Origin of the sequence: Brenneria roseae subsp. roseae, from assembly GCF_003115845.1 — a bacterium.
Taxonomy (GTDB): domain Bacteria; phylum Pseudomonadota; class Gammaproteobacteria; order Enterobacterales; family Enterobacteriaceae; genus Brenneria; species Brenneria roseae.
Genome location: NZ_KZ819022.1, coordinates 300,085 through 319,986, shown reverse-complemented (window position 1 = coordinate 319,986; position 19,902 = coordinate 300,085). Strand labels below are relative to the sequence as shown.

Annotated in this window: 18 protein-coding genes; 8 read left to right on the top strand and 10 right to left on the bottom strand. The window is 54.0% G+C overall.

Annotated elements, in window-relative coordinates:
- Positions 1 to 15: 15 nt before the first annotated feature.
- Positions 16 to 1,152 carry a 4-phosphoerythronate dehydrogenase PdxB gene (pdxB, locus tag DDT52_RS01490; RefSeq protein WP_136154790.1) on the bottom strand — a complete coding sequence of 379 codons (1,137 nt, stop codon included), beginning with the start codon at positions 1,150 to 1,152 and terminating at the stop codon, positions 16 to 18.
- Positions 1,153 to 1,372: 220 nt separating this feature from the next.
- On the opposite strand from pdxB, the gene DDT52_RS01485 reads away from it, so the two are divergent.
- Positions 1,373 to 2,275: a DMT family transporter gene (locus DDT52_RS01485; protein ID WP_136154789.1), complete on the top strand. Its 903-nt coding sequence runs from the start codon at positions 1,373 to 1,375 to the stop codon at positions 2,273 to 2,275.
- A 91-nt stretch (positions 2,276 to 2,366) separates the two neighbouring features.
- Positions 2,367 to 3,620: a flagella biosynthesis regulator Flk gene (gene flk / locus DDT52_RS01480; protein WP_136154788.1), complete on the top strand. Its 1,254-nt coding sequence runs from the start codon at positions 2,367 to 2,369 to the stop codon at positions 3,618 to 3,620.
- On the opposite strand, the gene DDT52_RS01475 is transcribed toward flk, so the two are convergent.
- Both DDT52_RS01475 and fabB read right to left on the bottom strand, forming a co-directional pair.
- Positions 3,603 to 4,799 (bottom strand): MFS transporter, encoded by a 1,197-nt coding sequence (locus tag DDT52_RS01475; protein WP_136154787.1) that lies wholly within the window; start codon positions 4,797 to 4,799, stop codon positions 3,603 to 3,605. The genes flk and DDT52_RS01475 overlap by 18 nt on opposite strands.
- Positions 4,800 to 5,081: 282 nt before the next feature.
- A complete protein-coding gene (fabB, locus tag DDT52_RS01470) occupies positions 5,082 to 6,299 on the bottom strand; it encodes a beta-ketoacyl-ACP synthase I (RefSeq protein ID WP_136154926.1) in 1,218 nt (405 codons plus the stop codon).
- Positions 6,300 to 6,458: 159 nt separating this feature from the next.
- On the opposite strand from fabB, the gene mnmC reads away from it, so the two are divergent.
- A complete protein-coding gene (gene mnmC, locus DDT52_RS01465) occupies positions 6,459 to 8,477 on the top strand; it encodes a bifunctional tRNA (5-methylaminomethyl-2-thiouridine)(34)-methyltransferase MnmC2/FAD-dependent 5-carboxymethylaminomethyl-2-thiouridine(34) oxidoreductase MnmC1 (RefSeq protein WP_136154786.1) in 2,019 nt (672 codons plus the stop codon).
- A gap of 54 nt (positions 8,478 to 8,531) precedes the next feature.
- Here the strand turns inward: mnmC and DDT52_RS01460 are convergent, their stop codons facing one another.
- The 6 genes from DDT52_RS01460 to prmB form a co-directional block, all read right to left on the bottom strand.
- Complete coding sequence (locus tag DDT52_RS01460; RefSeq protein WP_109055605.1) at positions 8,532 to 8,819, bottom strand: YfcL family protein; 288 nt, start codon at positions 8,817 to 8,819, stop codon at positions 8,532 to 8,534.
- Positions 8,820 to 8,852: 33 nt separating this feature from the next.
- Complete coding sequence (locus DDT52_RS01455) at positions 8,853 to 9,398, bottom strand: elongation factor P hydroxylase (RefSeq protein ID WP_136154925.1); 546 nt, start codon at positions 9,396 to 9,398, stop codon at positions 8,853 to 8,855.
- Between the two features lie 17 nt (positions 9,399 to 9,415).
- A complete protein-coding gene (locus DDT52_RS01450; RefSeq protein WP_136154785.1) occupies positions 9,416 to 10,216 on the bottom strand; it encodes a sulfite exporter TauE/SafE family protein in 801 nt (266 codons plus the stop codon).
- Between the two features lie 3 nt (positions 10,217 to 10,219).
- Positions 10,220 to 11,095 carry a penicillin-insensitive murein endopeptidase gene (mepA, locus tag DDT52_RS01445; RefSeq protein WP_168709716.1) on the bottom strand — a complete coding sequence of 292 codons (876 nt, stop codon included), beginning with the start codon at positions 11,093 to 11,095 and terminating at the stop codon, positions 10,220 to 10,222.
- A gap of 6 nt (positions 11,096 to 11,101) precedes the next feature.
- Positions 11,102 to 12,187, bottom strand: a complete 1,086-nt coding sequence (gene aroC / locus DDT52_RS01440; RefSeq protein ID WP_136154784.1) for a chorismate synthase — start codon at positions 12,185 to 12,187, stop codon at positions 11,102 to 11,104.
- Positions 12,188 to 12,329: 142 nt separating this feature from the next.
- Entirely contained in the window at positions 12,330 to 13,262 is a 933-nt protein-coding gene (gene prmB / locus DDT52_RS01435; protein WP_136154783.1) for a 50S ribosomal protein L3 N(5)-glutamine methyltransferase, read from the bottom strand.
- A gap of 170 nt (positions 13,263 to 13,432) precedes the next feature.
- Between prmB and smrB the strand changes: the two genes are divergently transcribed.
- Positions 13,433 to 13,975: an endonuclease SmrB gene (gene smrB, locus DDT52_RS01430; protein WP_136154782.1), complete on the top strand. Its 543-nt coding sequence runs from the start codon at positions 13,433 to 13,435 to the stop codon at positions 13,973 to 13,975.
- Positions 13,976 to 14,020: 45 nt separating this feature from the next.
- Here the strand turns inward: smrB and sixA are convergent, their stop codons facing one another.
- The gene (gene sixA, locus DDT52_RS01425) at positions 14,021 to 14,503 is read right to left on the bottom strand and encodes a phosphohistidine phosphatase SixA (protein ID WP_136154781.1); all 483 of its coding nucleotides are present in this window, start codon (positions 14,501 to 14,503) and stop codon (positions 14,021 to 14,023) included.
- A gap of 1,048 nt (positions 14,504 to 15,551) precedes the next feature.
- Between sixA and DDT52_RS01420 the strand changes: the two genes are divergently transcribed.
- From DDT52_RS01420 to DDT52_RS01405, 4 genes are read left to right on the top strand one after another with little or no spacing between them, the layout of a single operon-like run.
- Positions 15,552 to 16,097 (top strand): Csu type fimbrial protein, encoded by a 546-nt coding sequence (locus tag DDT52_RS01420; RefSeq protein ID WP_136154780.1) that lies wholly within the window; start codon positions 15,552 to 15,554, stop codon positions 16,095 to 16,097.
- 50 nt (positions 16,098 to 16,147) lie between these two features.
- Positions 16,148 to 16,672 (top strand): Csu type fimbrial protein, encoded by a 525-nt coding sequence (locus DDT52_RS01415; RefSeq protein ID WP_136154779.1) that lies wholly within the window; start codon positions 16,148 to 16,150, stop codon positions 16,670 to 16,672.
- 18 nt (positions 16,673 to 16,690) lie between these two features.
- Positions 16,691 to 17,482: a fimbrial biogenesis chaperone gene (locus DDT52_RS01410; protein WP_136154778.1), complete on the top strand. Its 792-nt coding sequence runs from the start codon at positions 16,691 to 16,693 to the stop codon at positions 17,480 to 17,482.
- Between the two features lie 21 nt (positions 17,483 to 17,503).
- The gene (locus DDT52_RS01405; RefSeq protein ID WP_136154777.1) at positions 17,504 to 19,900 is read left to right on the top strand and encodes a fimbria/pilus outer membrane usher protein; all 2,397 of its coding nucleotides are present in this window, start codon (positions 17,504 to 17,506) and stop codon (positions 19,898 to 19,900) included.
- The last annotated feature ends 2 nt before the right edge of the window (positions 19,901 to 19,902 follow it).

Below are 19,902 nucleotides of genomic sequence, written 5' to 3'. Positions count from 1 at the left end.
GACAATGAAAATACGTCAAAGATCGGCTGCCATCGTCGCATTGAATCCCAGCTTATGCAGACATTCCGCGCTGGCAGTATCGGCGCAGATGACATGGAGCGACGACCATTCGCGTCGTTCCTGATAATGCTTACGCAGGCGGTCAAACCCGCCATCCTGATGCGCAGCCTGACGTAACAGGGCATCATCCCGGCGCACATCATACACCAGATGCACCAGCCGCTTTAATAACGCTTCATCCAGCGGCGACGTCAGGGTCACGCGGGTAAACTCCGGCGCGGGCAATAGCGAGGACAAGGCAACCTGCTGCGGATTACCGATAAATTCACTCCAGGCTTCAAAAACCTGGGTCGTGCCGCGCGCTTTACCTTCAAGCGTATAGCCAGCGATGTGCGCCGTACCGATATCGACGCGAGCCAGCAGTTCGGTGGACAAGGCGGGTTCCGGCTCCCAGACATCGAGCACCACGCTGAGTTTTTCCCCGCGCTTCAGGGCGGCAAGCAATGCCGCATTATCCACCACCGGGCCACGGCAGGCATTAATCAGGATACGGCCGTCGGCAAAGCGATTCAGCACGGACTCATCAACCAGATGTTTTGTCCGGTAAGGACCTTCCGCGTACAGCGGCGTATGCAAAGTCAGAATATCGGCATCCCTGACCAGCGTTTCCAGCGGCAGAAAATCTTCATCATCGCCGCGCTCAGCTCTGGGGGGATCGCACAGCAGCGTCTTTACGCCCCACGCTTGCAACCTGGCATTCAGCCTGCCGCCCACATTGCCCACGCCAACAATTCCCACCGTTTTGTCACGCAGTTGGAAACCATCGCGTTCGGCGAGCATCAGCAGGGAAGAAAAGACATATTCGACAACCGCGATGGCATTACAGCCCGGCGCGGCAGAAAAACGGATACCGTTCGCTGCAAGCCAGTTCTGGTCGACATGATCGGTGCCCGCCGTTGCACTACCGACAAACGTCACCGATGTTCCCGTCAGCAGTTCAGCGTTAACCTTCGTCACCGAACGCACCATCAGGGCATCGGCGCCTTGCAGGGTTTCAGACGGCAGCGGACGCCCCGGCACGGTCTGCACATCACCCAAACGGCTGAACAGCTCGCGGGCATACGGCATATTTTCATCAACCAGAATCTTCATTTTCTTCCCCGGTAATCGGTTACCCTGTCAAAAAGAGGGAGGCTATTTTGCCACTGAATGATGGGGAAGCCCAAGGGCTTATTCTCCGCTCCGGTGTCTGTCATGACTGACCGCAGAAACAGTAAAAAATCAGTCAGGTGTTTTATACGCAGATGGCGAAGACACTGCCATTCGGCACATTGAAAGCGGCAGTGTTAAACTGAATGCTTTCCCGTTCCTGATGAGAAGTATTAATTTGAACGCATTGTTTCCCACCGTCGCCGTCCTGATCTGGTCAGTTAACGTGATCGTCAATAAGCTCTCTGCCGCGGTGATTGATCCGGCAGCGATCGCTTTTTATCGCTGGCTCCTGGCCTTTGCGGTGATGACGCCCTTTATGCTGCCGGGTGTCCGCAAACATTGGCGCACGATTCGTCAGTATGGCTGGAAACTGATGCTGCTTGGGTTTCTGGGGATGGCGCTGTATCAGAGTCTGGCTTATTACGCGGCGCACACTATCAGCGCCTTGATGATGGGAATACTGGGATCGCTGGTGCCGCTGCTAACGGTCATCATCAGTATTCCGCTGCTTCGCATCGCGCCTACGCTCGGTATTCTGCTGGGCGGCGTGTTGTCACTCGCGGGCATTGTCTGGCTTATCAGCGAGGGCCACCCCGAACAGATTCTTGGGCAGGGCATCGGCCCGGGGGAAATCATGATGTTTTGCGCGGCCGCCGCCTACGCGCTCTACGGTGTGTTAACCAAACGCTGGCATATTCCCTTGCCCAACTGGCTGTCGCTGTATGTACAGATCGCTTTCGGCGTACTGCTGTTGCTGCCTAATTTTCTGTTCGCAGACAACGTACAGCTTAACAGTCAGAACATTCCGCTGGTGGCTTTTGCCGGCATTCTGGCGTCCATCATCGCGCCGTTTATGTGGATTCAGGGCCTGATACGAATGGGCGCCAGCACCGCCTCCATCTTCATGAACCTGACACCGTTATTCACCGCCGTTATTGCGATTATCTTCCTGCATGAATCGCTGCACGGCTATCATTTGATCGGTGGCGGCGTGACGTTACTGGGCGTCATACTGGCGCAGCGTCTGAGACGTCCGCTGGTTAAGCGGAGTCATCACGATTAACGCCGGGTTTTACGTTGTTTTGTGACTATCGAAGGCGGATAGAGCTTGCTATGATTCCCCACATTAACCGCCAGCAGTGAGGATAGCCAGTATGCAACCAGTAAGTGGCCCCGGGGCCCCGCTGCCGGGCGAACAAGCGGTCAACACGACGACGTCCTCATCAACAACCGGCCGATCCGGCGTCAGCAGCGGCGATCAACCGCTCACGCCGGCACAGCGCACCACGCTTGAGAATCTGGTGCTCAAAGTGGCGGCGCTGACGACATCAAAAGCCACCGAAATCTGGAGTAACGTCAAGCAAGGGCTCGGACTGGCGGAAAACGCTGAACTACAGTCTCGTCACTATCAGCCCGCAGAGCAGTTGCTACAAACACGATTAACACAGGTACAGGATAATAACAGCGGACGCCAGCAACTGCTGCAACGTCTGACCGACATGCTGCCGCAGGGGAATAACCGCCAGGTCGTCAGTGATTTTATCCGTCAGCAGTTCGGTCATACGGTACTCAGTTCGCTCAGCAAGGCGCAGTTACAACAGGTGGTGACGCTACTGCAAAATGGGGCGCCCCCCCAAGCGACTAGCGCGGCAAACGCTTCTCAGGCTGCGATTAATGCGCCTGACCGTCCGCTGCTTCCTGCCGAGCAGAACAGTTTGAATCAACTGGTAAACCGTCTGGCATCCCAGACCGAAGAACAGCCCGCCAAAATCTGGACTGCGCTGATGACCATGCAGAATTTAAAAGCGGGCGAATCTATCCCCCTCAAACATCTGTCATTGCTGACCCAGTTTCTGCAAACGCAAATCATGTTGCAGCAGGCAACGAAGTCGCTGCCAACGTCATCATTATTACAGGCGTCATCACAGCAACAGCAGCAGCAACCTGCACAGACCGACACGGCGAACAGTGCCATCCGGGGACAACCCGCCTCCGGCAATACGCAAACAACGGCCAACGCGCCCCTATTGACATCACAATCCGGCTCACAGACGGCGACAGCGTTTGCCACCTCCAGCCTCGCCGTACTGCAAAGTGCGTTACAGCAGCCGCTTTCTGCTCAGGAACAGCAAATGCTGCTGGATTACACGCAGAATCGTTTTAACGTTGGATTACAAACGCCGCTCACGCCGATGCAAATGAACGACGTTTTAACGTTCCTGTTTACACAACGCATACAGCGATCGCAGGAAAGCGACTGGGCGACATCGCCGCTGTATCCGCAACCGCTGCTCAATCCATTGATTGCTTCATTGCCGCTTAACTGGCAATCCTTATTCCAGAAGCCTCTATTTTTGGTGATTGTCAGCGCCTGTGTCGCCGTCTTTCTGTTATGGATTTTGCTCTGATCGCTGGTTCACCGCGAAATTCAGCGTTACGGCGATACCCAGTGCCGCACAAACGGCGCCGGCCATAAACACGGAAGAATAGCCCTGAGCGGTAGCCAGAATACCGACCAACGGACCGCTAAACGCATACGAAATGTCCTGAAAGGCGGCATATCCGCCCAGCGCCGTACCGCGTACCGATACGGGTACGCGTTTCACAACCTCCACGCCTAACGCGGGGAAAATCAGCGAACAACCCAATCCCGTCAGCGCGGCCCCCAACAGCGCCAGCCCGGCGGAAGGCGCCAACCACAACACGACCAATCCAACGATCTCGATCATCAAAGAAATCATGGCGACTTTACTGCCGCCGATCTTGTCAGGCAGATGACCAAAAGCCAAACGCATCAGGACAAACGACAAACCAAACGCCGTGAGCGCAAATCCGGCATTGCCCCACTGCTGCACGCTAAAATAGAGAGACACAAACGTACCGATCACGGCAAATCCTACGCCCTGCATCGCCAGTGCAACACCGGGTTGCCATATCAGGCCGACCACTTTCCAGAACGAAGGGCGAATGCCGCCATGGGCCGCGATTGCCGGAATACGCCCGTTCATCAACAGGGCAATGATGGGTAATGCCAGCGCAGAGAGACCCAACGCCATAAATCCCCAGCCGTGATACAGCCACAGGCCTAATGGCGCGCCGGCGGCCAGCGAACCATAAATCGCCATACCGGTCCATGACATGACCTTTCCTGAACGCTGTGCCCCGACCAGCCCCATTCCCCAGGTCATGTTCCCCGTCAACATTTGGCTTTCACCAAAACCCAAAATCAAACGGCCGGCAACCAACAGCGCAAATTTACCCATTACCGGTAACGGCAACAGCGCTACCAATAAATAAGCGACGCCGGCCAACGCACAGGCGCCCATGCCCTGCAACGTTGAACGCTTTGCGCCTTGCTGATCGGCTAAACGCCCGGCATAACCGCGGGTCAGCACCGTCGCCAGAAACTGAACGCCGACGGCAATCCCAACCATGGTGTTGTTCAGCCCCAATTCGTGATGCACGTACAGCGGGATCACCGGCAAAGCCAGTCCGACAGTCAAATAGGAAAGAAAAACGGCACAGGTCAACGACAGCAGCGATCGCTCGGCAGAATCGTGACGCAAATGAAAAACAAACAAAGACATCTCTTACTCCAAATCAACAACAAATGAAGCGAGAAGGCAGGAGCGGTCTATAAATCCCAACGCCCTCTCCGTCCGCGAAAAACCGCAGACAACGGGTGCGTTGGATCACGTGAACGCTTACGCAGCGCCGGAATCGGCTACTGTAGAACCCGACCAGTAAACAGGGAAGCAGTCAATGTGTCAATATGCGACACTGCGGGAAAATGTTGGAAGATAACCAGGGGATATTGAACATAACGGCTGTCGCCGCACCCGCTATGTTCATCGATGATTAAGTAACGATTACTTCTCGAGTTTGCTCATCACCAGCGCGGCGTTGGTGCCGCCGAAGCCGAAGCCATTCGACATCACCGTGGTCAGCTTACGTTCGGTAGGTTCAGTAATGATATTCATCCCCACCGCACGCTCATCCAGCGTATCAACGTTAATGCTTGGCGCAATAAAACCGTGTTCCAGCATCAGCAGCGTATAAATGACTTCCTGTACCCCTGCGGCGCCCAGTGAGTGACCGGTCATCGCTTTGGTGGCGGAAATCGCCGGGATGTTGTCACCGAATACTTCGCGGATTGCGCCCAGTTCTTTCACATCGCCCACCGGGGTAGACGTACCGTGCGTGTTGATGTAATCAATCGGGGCTTTAACGTCCTGAAGCGCCATCTTCATACAACGCACCGCGCCTTCACCGGAAGGCGCAACCATGTCGGCGCCATCAGACGTTGCACCATAGCCGATAATTTCAGCATAGATGTGCGCGCCACGCGCCAGCGCGTGCTCCAGCTCTTCGACTACGACCATTCCGCCGCCGCCAGCGATAACGAAGCCATCACGATCCGCATCATAAGTACGGGACGCTTTTTCCGGCGTTTCGTTATATTTGGTAGACAGCGCGCCCATGGCATCAAATTCACAGGCCAGCTCCCAGCACAGTTCCTCGCCGCCGCCGGCGAATACAATATCCTGCTTGCCCATCTGAATTTGTTCAACCGCATTACCAATACAGTGTGCGGAAGTGGCGCAGGCAGAACTGATGGAATAGTTGACGCCGTAAATTTTGAACGGCGTTGCCAGGCAGGCGGAAACGCCGGATCCCATGGCTTTGGTGACTACATAAGGGCCAACGGCCTTCAGGCCGCGCGGGCTGCGCATGGCGTCAGCGCCGAACACCTGATAACGGGCAGAACCACCGGAACCGGCAATCAGTCCGACGCGCGGGTTGCACTGATATGCCTCAGGAGCCAGACCTGCATCTTCAATGGCTTGTTCCATTGACAGATAGGCATAGATAGAAGAATCGCTCATGAAACGTACAATTTTACGTTCAATCAGTCCGGTAGTATCCAGTTTTACATTGCCCCAGACGTGACTACGCATGCCGGAATCTTTCAACTCCTGAGAAAAAGTAATACCCGAACGCCCTTCACGCAAAGACGCCAGAACTTCCTGTTGGTTATTACCTATGCTTGATACGATCCCCAGACCAGTAATCACTGCACGTTTCATCAAATACCTCTTCCACTTATAAAATTTGGGATTTCGCATCGCACTTTAGCGTACAGTTGTAAGCTGAACAAGTCCGATCAGCCGAACTTTTGCTAAATTTGCGCCACGGCATTCCGCTGGTTAGAATCGCCGCATCGCTTGAATAATGAGTCATTTGCCGTGAATAACCGTCCCATCCAGCATGCGTCCTTAAGCTGGAATGAACAGGGTACACCTGTATCGCAACAGTTTAATGACGTCTATTTCTCCAATCAGGATGGACTGGCAGAAACCCGATATGTCTTTTTACAGGGCAATCGGTTCCCTGAACGGTTTCTGACGCATCCGCGCGCCAGTTGCGTTATTGCGGAAACGGGCTTCGGCACCGGGCTTAATTTTCTGACGTTGTGGCAAGCCTTTGACCAATTCAGAACGCAGTCGCCAGAAGCGATGTTACAGCGCCTGCACTTCATCAGTTTTGAGAAATTCCCTCTGCGTCAGCACGATCTGGCGGCCGCACATGCGCAGTGGCCAGAACTGGCAATCTACGCAGACGCGCTACGCCAGCAATGGCCTTTACCGCTGTCGGGCTGCCATCGGCTGATTCTGGATAAAGGGCGAATTACTCTTGATCTGTGGTTTGGCGATGTGAATGCGCTATTGCCTGCGTTAGATGATTCATTAAATCATCAGGTTGATGCCTGGTTTCTGGATGGTTTCGCCCCGTCAAAAAACCCGGATATGTGGACGGATAATCTGTTTCAATCCATGGCGCGTCTGTGCCGCGGGCAAGGCACGTTCGCCACGTTTACCGCCGCGGGATTCGTTCGTCGCGGGCTACAACAAGCCGGCTTTAGCGTCAGTAAGGTCAAAGGATTTGGTCAGAAGCGCGAGATGCTGAGCGGCATCCTCCCTGCGGCGCTTCCCGCCCCTTCGCCAACGCCGTGGTATGCGCGTCCCGCGGCAACGAATACCCGTGATATCGCGATCGTTGGCGGCGGCGTTGCCAGCGTATTAACCGCTCTCGCCCTGCAAAGGCGTGGAGCCAACGTCACGCTCTACTGTGCGCAAGCACTCCCCGCCACAGGCGCGTCCGGTAACCGACAAGGCGCGCTTTACCCGTTACTGAACGACAAGCATGACGCACTTTCACGTTTTTTCGCCGCCGCATTCACCTTCGCCCGCCGTCAGTATGCTGCGCTGGCGGCGCAAGGGGTAATATTCGAACATCAGTGGTGTGGCGTCAGCCAGCTTGCCTATGACGAAAAGAGCACCCGCAAGATCGAACATATTCTACAGGGCGAATGGCCGGCGGAACTGGTATCAGGCGTCACCGCTCAACAGCTTGAGGAACAGAATGGTCTGGTTCTGGGCGCGGGAGGCGTGACCTATCCTGACGGCGGCTGGCTATGCCCGGCGGAATTAACCGCCTCAGCCATGGCGCTGGCCCAGGCGCAAGGGCTTATCGCCAGAATGGGCGCCCCGGTTTCCGCCATTGAGCAAACCGCTGGCGGCTGGACATTAACCTTCGACAAGGGACAACCGGCCTCCCATTCCACGCTTATTCTGGCGAATGGCCATCAGCTATCCGACTGGCCGCAAACCCGCCAGTTACCCTGCTATCCGGTGCGCGGTCAGGTCAGTCATATTCCTACCACACCGGTATTACAGCGACTGCAACAGGTATTGTGCTATGACGGCTATCTGACGCCGGTCAGCCCGCAACATCAGGAACACTGTATTGGCGCCAGCTACCAACGTGGTGATACCAGTAATGATTATCGGGAAGCGGAACAGCAAGAAAATCGCCAGCGCCTGTCAGACTGCCTGCCCGGTGCCGACTGGGCATCGCAAATTGATATCAGCCACCACAGCGCACGTCAGGGCGTGCGCTGTGCGTTGCGCGATCACCTGCCGTTATTGGGGGCCGTTCCTGACTACCGGCAAACTCTCGACGGTTATCAGGATTTGCTTCATCGGCAACACTGCCCGGAAGACCTGCCGCCAGCACCCGTCTATCCGAATTTGTTTATCATCGGCGCGTTAGGATCGCGCGGACTCTGCTCCGCCCCGTTGTCGGCGGAAATACTGGCCTCGCAGATTTATGGCGAACCGCTGCCGTTAGACAGAGAAACGCTGGCGGCGCTGAATCCGAATCGTTTCTGGATCAGGAAGTTATTAAAAGGCAGACCGGTCTGACAGCAAGGAAGGTCGCTGACGAACCGATAACCGCCCCGTCAGCATCGTGATGATTTAGTGCGTTTGCAGGTTCTGCGCCTGCTGGAATAAGTTTTCCCACATGCGGTTAACCAGAATCTGATCCGGCGGCGACAATTCGCCATTCTTTATAGCGTTATCAATGCTTTCGCTGACGCGGGCATTCAGGGCTTCCAGCGTATGCTCCCCCAGCTCTTCGGCTTCCGCCACCGATACGGTCAAATGACCGCGCAGGTAGCCACCGGCAAAAAGTTCATCGTCGCTGGCATGCTCTACCATATCGTCAATCAGCGCCAGAATGCGCGCTTCAAATTCTGCGATCATTTATTACCCTCGGTTAATCTGTTCCTTTCATATTCAGCAGAGATCGGCTGGATACGGAAAGCGTTCTGCCGTCAGCGGCGGCGTATTGTAAAACGATTGTAACGCGTTAATAAAGCGCGCAGGGCGTGGGGGGATCCCCTGCTCCAGATACATCATGACCTGCGCATGCACACGCCGTTGGAAATCAATGCGATCCGGTTCACTGTCGCCGTTCAGATTGTCACAGCTGACGTTAAACGGAAAACCCGCCGCAACGCAGAACAGCCATTCAAATGCCTGTGGTTTGATTTCCACCACCTCAAACTGGCTCTGTGTGGCGGCATCCCGCCCATCAGGACAATACCAGTAGCCGAAATCAACCAGCAAACGGCGCTGCGCTCCCGCGACACACCAGTGGGAAATCTCGTGCAACGCGCTGGCGTAAAAACCGTGGGCAAAAACAATCCGGTGATACGGCACCTGTTCATCGGCAGGCAGGTAGATAGGTTCATCGTCGCCTTTAATCAAGCGCGTATTGTATTCACCGCTGAAACAGCCGTCGAAGATATCGATCAGTTGCTGGTAGTGATGAGTATCCATCGCATTATTCATCGTCATCAGAAAAATTGCCCCAGCCAGACGCCAATCTCCGAGCCGTGACTGTCATAGATCAGTTTGCAGCTCATGACGCCAGAAACCATCACCAGCATAGGCCGGATCAGCTTCTGGCCTTTACTCAGCACCATTTTGGCGCCGAGACGCGCGCCAATGAACTGCCCCGCCAGCATCACCGCGCCCAGCCCCCACACGACTTTTCCGCCGAGCATAAAAAACAGCAGACCGCCGAAATTCGACGTGAAATTGAGAACCTTGGCATGTGCCGTCGCCTTTGCCAGATTAAAGCCACTCAGGGTGACAAACGCCAGCGCATAAAAAGATCCGGCTCCGGGTCCAAAAAAACCGTCATAAAACCCGACACAGCCACCCGCGACAACAGCAAAAGGCAGACCGGAAAGACGACGCTGCCGATCTTCATCGCCAATTTTGGGCGACAACAGAAAATAAAGTCCAATACCGATGATCAACACGGGCAGCAACTGCCGCAGGAAATCGGCGTGAATCTGCTGAATCATCCAGGCCCCAAACGTCGATCCCAGAAAAGTCAGCGCAATGGCCAGTTTCTGCTCCCCGAGGTTCACCGCCCGGCGACGAATAAAGTACAGGCTGGCAGAGAAGGAACCGCCCATAGATTGCAGCTTGTTCGTCGCCAGCGCCTGTGCGGGCGACAGTCCCACGGCAAGTAAAGCGGGTACGCACAGTAAACCGCCGCCGCCGGCGATGGAATCAATAAATCCGGCCAACACGGCGACGAAGAACAGAATGCCCAACATTTCGGGCCCTACGACAAACCAGTCCATGAATTATTCCGCAGCAAAATGTCTGTCAATCAATGCCTGACAGGACGGAGGCAAAGGGGGTGGAGATGTTTTCACCGGAGGCTCGCTGGCCGGTTGTTTTGGCTGGAACCAACTGGTCAACTCAGCGCCACACCCATCCCCCGCTGGCGGCGGATCTTGTTCCTGACACTCCAGACTGTCTGCCGGGCAACGCAGGCGAACATGCATATGCGCGCGATGTCCGAACCAGGGGCGAACTTTCCGCAGCCAGTCGCGATCGTGGCCCGCCTCGGTACATAGTTGCTTTTTAATCGCCGGATTAACAAAAATACGCGTAACGTCGCTATCCTGCGCGGCCAGCTTCACCAGCGTGGTTATCTCAGGCCGCCAGACTCGCGGATTAACCTGACGGCCATTTGCCATCACCAGATCAATCGGTTGCGGCTTCAGCAGTTGCTGCTGGCTCCAGCGCTGTTTCGGCAATTGCAGCCAGATATCCACATCCAGACCGGACTGATGACTGGCATGACCGCTACTGAACCGTCCGCCAACCGGCATCCCCATATCGCCGACCAACACATTGGCGGCAGTGCGGCGTTTCACCTGCGCGCTCAGGCGATGAATAAACGCCAGCAAATCGGGGTGGCCGTAGTAACGTCGCTGATCGACACGCATCACCTGATAATCCGGCGACTGCAACGGCAGCGGCTGCGCGCCGATAATACAACCATTGGAAAAACCGCCTATGGCCTGCGGCGTACCCGCAACCGGGTGCGTCATTTCCTGCCAGGGCGTTTTCGCCCACGCCTTTGTTGTCAACAATGATGTTGTCAACAATGACGTTGTCAACAACGGCGCACTGAATACCAATACGAGAACCCCAATAAACCCTTTTCTCATGATTTTCTACCAACGGGGAACCTGACTCACCACATCGCCACACTGCGCACGCTGACGCAGCAGGTGATCCATTAGAACAATCGCCATCATCGCTTCGGCAATCGGCACCGCACGAATCCCAACGCACGGGTCGTGACGTCCACGCGTAACCATTTCCGTCGCTTCCCCCTGACGATTAATCGTCTTGCCGGGCACCATGATGCTGGATGTCGGTTTAAGCGCCAGATGCGCGATAATATGCTGTCCGCTGCTGATGCCGCCCAAAATGCCGCCCGCATGGTTGCTCTGGAAACCTTCCGGCGTGATTTCATCACGGTTCTCGCTGCCACGCTTGGTCACCACGGCAAAACCGTCGCCAATCTCGACGCCTTTTACCGCGTTAATACTCATCAGCGCGTGGGCCAAATCGGCATCCAGTCGGTCGAATACGGGTTCGCCTAATCCAGCGGGGACAGACTCTGCAACCACGCTGACCTTGGCCCCGATAGAGTCTCCCTCTTTTTTGAGCCCGCGCATCAGTTCATCCAACGCTTCCAGCTTATCGGCATCCGGACAGAAAAAGGGATTTTGCTCAACCTGATCCCAGTCCTTGAGTTCGCACGTGACATCACCGATCTGCGACAGATAACCGCGAATTTTTACGCCGTATTGCTGTTGCAGATATTTTTTGGCAATGGCCCCCGCGGCCACGCGCATTGCGGTTTCACGCGCAGACGAGCGACCGCCGCCGCGATAATCGCGCAGGCCGTATTTTTGTTCATAGGTATAGTCGGCATGACCGGGACGGAACACATCTTTAATAGCACTGTAATCCTGCGAACGCTGATCGGTATTTTCAATCAGTAAACCGATGCTGGTGCCGGTGGTCACCCCTTCAAACACGCCGGACAGAATGCGAACCTGATCGGGCTCACGACGTTGGGTCGTGTAGCGGGAAGTCCCCGGACGACGGCGATCCAGATCGCGTTGCAGATCGGCTTCTGTCAGTGGGATCCCCGGCGGAACGCCGTCAACAATACATCCCAGAGCAATGCCGTGGGACTCACCAAATGTGGTGACGCGGAAAAACTGTCCAATACTGTTTCCTGCCATCACAACTCCTTAGCGTATGCATATAGGGTTTATACCCGTTATCTTTCGAGCGGCTGGCGCTTTCGCCGCCTTTGCGCCGCTCGAAATCTATTGGATAGCGTATCGGCATGGATTTAGCGCTGACGCGCCGGGCCCATACCGCTTAATTTCGATAAATGTGGAAATGCGCGTTGCAGTCAATCAACTGCGCCTTGGTCAGCATAAATACCCCGTCCCCGCCGTTTTCAAACTCCAGCCAGGTGAAAGGAATATCCGGGTATTGACCAATCAGGTGCACCATGCTGTTGCCGACTTCGCAAATCAGCACGCCATCATCGCTGAGGTAATCCGGCGCACAGGCCAGGATACGCCGTACCAGCGTCAAACCATCGCTGCCAGCCGCTAACCCCAGTTCAGGCTCATAGCGGAATTCCTGCGGCAGATCCGACATATCCTCTTCATCGACGTAAGGGGGATTGGTCACAATCAGGTCATACTGGATGGCTGGCAATTCACGAAACAAATCGGAACGAATCGGGGTAACGCGGTATTCCACGCCATGCTGCTGAATATTCTGTTCGGTCACCGCCAGCGCGTCGCTGGAAACATCCACCGCATCGACCTCGGCTTCCGGGAACGCCTGCGCGCAGGCGATGGCAATACAGCCGCTGCCGGTACACATATCCAGAATATGGTTCGGCGCTTTTGGCAGCAGATCGCCGAAATAATCGCTGATTAACTCGCCAATAGGCGAACGAGGCACCAGAACCCGCTCATCAACATAAAACTCCAGACCGCAGAACCAGGCTTTATTGGTCAGATACGCGACCGGGATACGTTCATTGACCCGGCGGATGACGCGCTCGACGATGCGATGACGCTCGCTGGACGTCAGACGGGAAGTATACATATCCTCCGGAATGTCGAGCGGCAGAAACAAGCTGGGCAAGACCAGTTGAACCGCTTCGTCCCAGGGATTATCCGTACCGTGACCGTAATAGACGTTGGCTGCGTTAAACCGACTGACGGCCCAGCGCAACATATCCTGAATGGTATGAAGATCGCTGACGGCTTCATCGACGAAAATTTTGTCCAAGGTTGCCTCCGCAGACACATCGGAATAGAAAATTGGCGCTTAGTTTGCCATGAAGCCCGCGACAAATCAGCAGATATAACCGGTAGAACTAACGGTTATCCCGACTTTTATTTAGCGACGGAACAGAGACAGGGTAAACTGGCCGGATGTTGATGCAGGGTGAACGACCGATGAGTAATAAATATTCACTGAGTGATGACGAATTGCAGCTTTTTCGCTCGTCAATCTCCGGGACTAAAAAATTGCGCCAGGATACTTATACCCATAAGCCACGCCGCAAAAAAGTTGGCGAAGTGCCAGCCCAACGACGCTTACAGGAACAGGTCGACGCCAGCTTTTACTTTTCAGACGAATTTCAGCCACAGTTGGAAAGTGAAGGACCGACACGCTACGTGCGTCCCGGCGCCAGTCATTATGAATTGAAGAAACTACGCAGAGGGGATTACTCTCCTGAACTGTTTCTGGATTTGCACGGGTTGACCCAGTTGCAGGCCAAACAGGAGCTGGGCGCCCTGCTGGCGGCCTGCCGCCGGGAACATGTTTACTGCGCCTGCGTCATGCACGGTCATGGCAAACATATTCTTAAGCAGCAAACCCCGTTATGGCTGGCACAGCACCCGGACGTGCTGGCTTTTCATCAGGCCCCCAAGGAGTTCGGCGGCGATGCGGCGCTACTGGTGCTGGTGGCGTTGGAAGCGCCCGGTCTTGAATAAGATATCGTCAGGAACCAGAGGCGCGCTGCGCGCCTCGCGGAACGGTCAGGACTTCCGCGTTAATTGCGCCGGGCCGATCTGCCAATCCAGAATCCCGTTGCCCGATTGCGTTTCGATAGTGACGCAGGCAATCGCAGATGTGGCAAACATCGGCGCGGTTTCTCCCGGACATAGCGACGCCACCAGATAGCCCACCATCGGAAGATGCGACACCACCAGCACCGCGTTCGTCCCCTCTTTCGCCAGCGTTTGCAGATAATAGCTGACCAACTGCGCATCGCCGCCCGGCGTCAGTTCGGTTAAGCAGTCATTTTCTTCAGGCAAAGGCAGGATGGCCTGCACCACTGCCAGCGTTTGCTGCGCGCGTAAATAAGGGCTTACCAGGACACGATCAATGTCTATTTGCTGATCGTTCAACCAAAACGCCATTTGACGCGATTCATCACAACCACGAACGCTGAGCGGCCGTAGCGCATCACTGGCGGCGTCAGGTACAGCATCACCGTGACGCATTATCAAAACTTGCATATCACACCGCTATGTTGACGAACACATTGCAATTAAAAAAATTTACAAAACAACAAGTTGAATTGTAAAAACGGCTTAAACCGATACGGTATCAAACTACGATAGAAACCTATTATCGCAGATTCCCGCTGTAAATTTAATCACTAAGTAAAACGCGTTTTACCTCACTTATGGCTGGCGCATCCATAGTACGTATAAAGGAGAGTCAATCTCATAGCAAAAAATCTATTTTTTATGAATTAAAACACTACAAAACACGAAAAATTTGATATAAAAAAGCACAAAACTTTCCCTTTATGTGGGTTATAACTTTTTTATCACATAATAATTTTATCGCGTTGTTAAATTTTAACACAGCCTCTATCTTTAAATTTAACGGATTAACCTGTACCCGGTAAATATCGGGAAGCAAGGCGCGATAGCAAAATATCGTTCATGAAACTGAAACAACGATATTCATGCTAATAATGCCACCGGCAAATTGCAGACTAACGGATATAATAGGAAATAAAAAAAATATAAAGGATAACTGCGGTTATGATTTATCGATAAAGAAACGAAATTTAAAAACAGATAGAAGCAGACATTTATTTTCTTCAATCGCACGCTAATTTTATTTACTCAAATCATAATACACGGACCATCCACCACACGGAGCGAAGATAAGTGTATACAAGGTGATAACGTTATCCAGCTGTTCTTTTATTTACATTTATAACTCACCAGGTAAAAGCATCTAAAAATACGGTGTATCGAATGGATTCCAACCCCCGGAAATAGGGGAATGATTAACAGCAGTAACGCCAAAAATAAGGCGACTGGAATTCACACCTGACCACCGCAACAAAAAAAGACGAACACGGTAATTTTAGCCGGTTCGGTATGGTGATCGGTTAGCTTATTTTTAAGTGATGATAGAAATAATTATCATGCTTATTAAAAGCAGAAAAATAAACCAGCTGAGCCGTAAGCGATATCTGCAATATGAATTTCGAAAATCGTTTTTTTATTGGTGAAATAAATGCAATATCAATATAAAGGAATCGCTATGAACGCGAAGAGCACAATACTTTCCTCTTTGGCTGCCTTACTTACGTTGGGTGTTTCATCTGTAGCTGGCGCGGTCACCATCAATGGCAATATCGACGTTACCTTGACCATTACAACGGCCTGTACGGTTGATAACGGCGCCGGAGCAGGCTCCACCTGGGGAACATTGGACTTCGGATCGCATGACAGTCTGGCCGACAACATTGACGCCGATGTCACCAGCACCGCCGGTAGCGGCCTGACGGTAACCTGTTCAACAGGTACGCCGGTTATCGTGCGTATCGGCGCGGGCGCGAATGACTCCGGCACGCTGCGCACGCTGGCTCCCAGCAGCGGCACCTACAATATCCCCTATCGTCTCTACACAGACTCGGCCAGATCCAACGAAATTCCGTTGAATGACACGACCGGGATCCCGCTTACCTCAACCGGAATACCGCAATCAATCCCCATTCACGCCCGGATCCTGCCTGCGGATCAGACCGTGCTATCACCCGCGGCGGGAACCTACACCGACACCGTGGCGGCGACAGTGGAATGGTAATCGATTCAACCAGTCAGCATCCGTCTTAATCACAGGTACAGGTACTCTGGATGCGTATTCAGTCGGCATGGTTTTCATTTTTTGCGCTTCTGACCTCACCGTTATTCGCCTTAACGGTGAGCAGTTCGTTTACCGTGAACGCCAGCATTCAAAAAGGGTGCGCGTTCGGTAGTAGCGTCAACAGCAGCCAATCCGCTATGGGAACCATTAATTTCGGTACGCAAAGTGCGGCAGCCAGCAATGTCGATGTGGCCAGCACCGCGGGTAATGGTTCCATTGTCATCACCTGCACGCCAGGTATCACGGTGACAGTGGAGATGGACTATGGCCTGCACGGCGGAAACAGCACACAGCGTTACGTCATGAATACGGCGGGAACGCATTTACTGCCCTATCAACTCTACCGCGATGCCGCCCGTACACAGGTGTGGGGAACCGATGCGTCAGCACTGAATATCTCATCCTTTCCCAGCGCCACGCAAACCTACACCGTCTACGCACGATACTTCGGTGCGTCGCCCTATCCACCAGCCGGGCAATACACCGATAGCATAACGGTCAGCCTAACCTATTAGAATATGCATGGTAGTCACATGAAAATAAATATAGTTGTTATTTTTCAATTTATTATGTTAACTCTCGGTATCATGTGCGCATCGGCTTTCGCCGCTAACAGTCTGCTTGTCTGGCCGATTTATCAGGTCATCGAATCCGACGAAAACAGTTCGGCTTTATGGCTGGAAAATAAAGGAGGAAAACCTGTTGCGCTGCAAATTCGCATCATGGCATGGAAACAAATCGATTTTAAAGATCGCTACGCCGAACAAAAAGAGGTGATCGCCACACCACCATTCACCACGCTGGAACCCGGCAAACGGCACATGATACGACTGATACGCACGACGCCTGCGCCCGTTAATAGCCAACAATCGTACCGGCTCATTATTGATGAAATTGCCGAACCTTATAACAATGCGCAAGAGACGCCGAAAATGGGGCTACAGTTTCAGATGCGCTATCTGCTGCCCTTGTTTATTGACGGCAAAGGCATATGGACGCAGGTAAGACCAGATAAAAAACGCGCCACCCGTGACCCCACCCTGCCCGACTTGTACTGGAAAATCGCCCATGTTTCCGGAAAACCCCACCTGTACGTGCGCAATCGAGGCATTGTCAGCGCCCGGCTGAGCAACGTTTTCTGGGCATCATCCCAAACGAACAACGTAGGCAAAATTCAGATCAACAGCGGCTTTCTGGGCTACGTATTGCCCGGGCAGGCAATGCGCTGGCCGCTACCGCCGGGCGTATCGCCCCCGGGCTCCGCTCTCCAGCTTTTTACCCAGCTCTCGGACATCGCCGAACCTGTTTTGATTAAACGTGAATGATATCTGTCCGGTAGCAGGTCTATGATAAAGCTCATTCTCTATACACGAAAATATGCCGATACCGCCTCCCTGATACTGTGGAGCGCTATTATCATGCCCCTTTTTCATTCCGCGCTGCTGGCGGCGGAAGAATTTACCGATTTACCGGCTCCGCCACACGGTAAGCCGGTGATTAATGAAGCGATCTATTATTTGACCATTACGGTCAACGGGCAGAGCGATAACAATGTGGTGCCGGTAACCTACCGAAGCGGCAGCTATTATGTTGATGCCGTCGTGCTGCTCCAAAACAGGGTCAAAGTGCCGGCACAACCATCAGGGCTGATTAACGTTAATGCGCTGCCGGAGGTGACGGTAGAATACGATCCCAGCCAACAGCAGTTAAAGTTGAACGTCCCGCCGCACTGGCTGCCGGCTCAGGAAGTGGCGGGAGCCGGGACTGGCACCCAACGCCTTCCCCCCCGCAGCAGCCCAGGTCTGCTATTGAACTATAACGTTTACTATGCGGCGCCCTCAGGGAGTACGGATACCTTGAACACCCTGTTGGAACAGCGTTTTTTCAGCGACTACGGCATGGTGACCAATACCGGCATTTATAATTTTTCGACGGGAAACCACGGGGTCAGTCAGCGGCAGGGCTATCGACGTTTTGATACCTATTGGCGCTATAGCGACAGTGACAGGATGCTGACCTATCAGGTGGGCGATTTGATCAGCGACTCGCTGACCTGGAGTAATTCCGTTCGTATGGGAGGCGTGCGCTTCAGCCGCAACTTCGCCATCAGACCCGACATCGTCACCTACCCGTTAATACAATACAGCGGGTCGGCGGCAGTACCCAGCACGTTGGATTTGTTTATTAATGGCTATAAAGCGGGCAGTTCGACGCTAAATCCGGGGCCTTTTACACTCACCAATACCCCTTATCTCAACGGCGCGGGCGAAGCCACGGTAATCACCACCGATGCTCAGGGCAGACAAATCTCCACAACCGTGCCTTTTTACGTATCCAATACCTTATTACGCGCCGGATTGAGTGATTTTGATCTGTCCGTCGGCGTACTGCGTCAGGACTATGGTTTCAGGAATGAGGCCTACGCATCCGACCCCGTCGTCAGCGGGATTTATCGCTACGGCCTGACAAACTGGCTGACGCTGTCAACCCACACGGAGGCGGTAAACGATCTGTTTCTGCTGGGCGCAGGGGCAGACTTCACCGTCGGCCGCTGGGGCACCGTCAGTTCTTCTTACAGCCAGAGTGAGAAAGCGGCAGTAGGTCATCAATATACCCTCGGCTACTCCTATTACACTCAGCCGTTTGGCCTGAATCTACAGCATGCAAAACGCGATGCCGCCTACCGCGATCTCACTACCCTGCATAATAGCCGCCTGCTTAGCCGGCAGAGCAATCAGGCGACCCTGAGCAGCCAGCTGTTTGGCAAAGGAAACGGTACGGCCGGCATCGGCTATTTCGATATCCAGGCATTTGACGGCTCGCGAACCCGGTTGCTGAACGTTTCCTATACCCGGCAATTATGGCAAGGCAGTTCCGTTTATCTCGCCCTCAATAAAACATTGGGCGACAACGATTACAGTGCACAGTTGCAGTTTGTTATACCGTTTGGCTCAAACGACACGATCAACGCCAGCTTACAGCGCAACACCCGCAACGATTACTCACCGCGTCTCGGCATCACCCGCTCGACCCCGACCGACGGCGGTTTCGGCTGGAATGCCGCCTATGCCGCTGGCCGGGAGCCATATTATCAGGGCGCGCTGAGCTGGCGCGGGCCTTACAACCTGCTTCAGGGGGGCGTGTACGGCAATGAAGGAAACACGACCCGCTGGGGAGAACTCAGCGGCGCGCTGATCTACATGAACGGCAGCCTGTTCCCCAGCAATCGCATCAATGACGCTTTTCTGGTGGTCGATACCGAAGGCTATGAAGGGGTGCCGGTAAAATATGAGAACCAGTTAGTAGGCGTCACCGACAAGCGCGGTCATCTGCTGGTGCCGTGGGTCACCTCAAACTATCCGGCGAAAGTCGAAATCGATTCACTGGCTTTGCCCGCCAACGTGGACACGCCGCATATAGAAGACCGTGTTTCGGTCAGAGAAGGCAGCGGTATCGTGGTGACCTTCCCGCTTCATCAGGTGCTGGCGGCCAATATCGCTTTACGCGATACCTCAGGTCAGCCTCCCGCCATCGGTACGACGGTCACCGATACGTTCAGCGGTAACACCACCTTCAGTGGTCATGAAGGGTTGACCTATTTCTCTCACCTGCGCACGTTTAACCGCCTGCGCTTTCAGCAAGCGGACGGGCAAATTTGTCAGGTGGAATTCTCTCTGCCGGAAACCCAGACAATAATGGCGACGATCGGGCCGCTGGCGTGTCAGGTGGAACCCAAAGGATAACA

Excerpts from the sequence above, each read along its gene's own strand:
- pdxB (WP_136154790.1), bottom strand. The coding sequence starts at position 1,152 with ATGAAGATTCTGGTTGATGAAAATATGCCGTATGCCCGCGAGCTGTTC.
- DDT52_RS01485 (WP_136154789.1), top strand. The coding sequence starts at position 1,373 with ATGAGAAGTATTAATTTGAACGCATTGTTTCCCACCGTCGCCGTCCTG.
- flk (WP_136154788.1), top strand. The coding sequence starts at position 2,367 with ATGCAACCAGTAAGTGGCCCCGGGGCCCCGCTGCCGGGCGAACAAGCG.
- DDT52_RS01475 (WP_136154787.1), bottom strand. The coding sequence starts at position 4,799 with ATGTCTTTGTTTGTTTTTCATTTGCGTCACGATTCTGCCGAGCGATCG.
- fabB (WP_136154926.1), bottom strand. The coding sequence starts at position 6,299 with ATGAAACGTGCAGTGATTACTGGTCTGGGGATCGTATCAAGCATAGGT.
- DDT52_RS01460 (WP_109055605.1), bottom strand. The coding sequence starts at position 8,819 with ATGATCGCAGAATTTGAAGCGCGCATTCTGGCGCTGATTGACGATATG.
- DDT52_RS01455 (WP_136154925.1), bottom strand. The coding sequence starts at position 9,398 with ATGGATACTCATCACTACCAGCAACTGATCGATATCTTCGACGGCTGT.
- DDT52_RS01450 (WP_136154785.1), bottom strand. The coding sequence starts at position 10,216 with ATGGACTGGTTTGTCGTAGGGCCCGAAATGTTGGGCATTCTGTTCTTC.
- mepA (WP_168709716.1), bottom strand. The coding sequence starts at position 11,095 with ATGAGAAAAGGGTTTATTGGGGTTCTCGTATTGGTATTCAGTGCGCCG.
- aroC (WP_136154784.1), bottom strand. The coding sequence starts at position 12,187 with ATGGCAGGAAACAGTATTGGACAGTTTTTCCGCGTCACCACATTTGGT.
- smrB (WP_136154782.1), top strand. The coding sequence starts at position 13,433 with ATGAGTAATAAATATTCACTGAGTGATGACGAATTGCAGCTTTTTCGC.
- sixA (WP_136154781.1), bottom strand. The coding sequence starts at position 14,503 with ATGCAAGTTTTGATAATGCGTCACGGTGATGCTGTACCTGACGCCGCC.
- DDT52_RS01420 (WP_136154780.1), top strand. The coding sequence starts at position 15,552 with ATGAACGCGAAGAGCACAATACTTTCCTCTTTGGCTGCCTTACTTACG.
- DDT52_RS01415 (WP_136154779.1), top strand. The coding sequence starts at position 16,148 with ATGCGTATTCAGTCGGCATGGTTTTCATTTTTTGCGCTTCTGACCTCA.
- DDT52_RS01410 (WP_136154778.1), top strand. The coding sequence starts at position 16,691 with ATGAAAATAAATATAGTTGTTATTTTTCAATTTATTATGTTAACTCTC.
- DDT52_RS01405 (WP_136154777.1), top strand. The coding sequence starts at position 17,504 with ATGATAAAGCTCATTCTCTATACACGAAAATATGCCGATACCGCCTCC.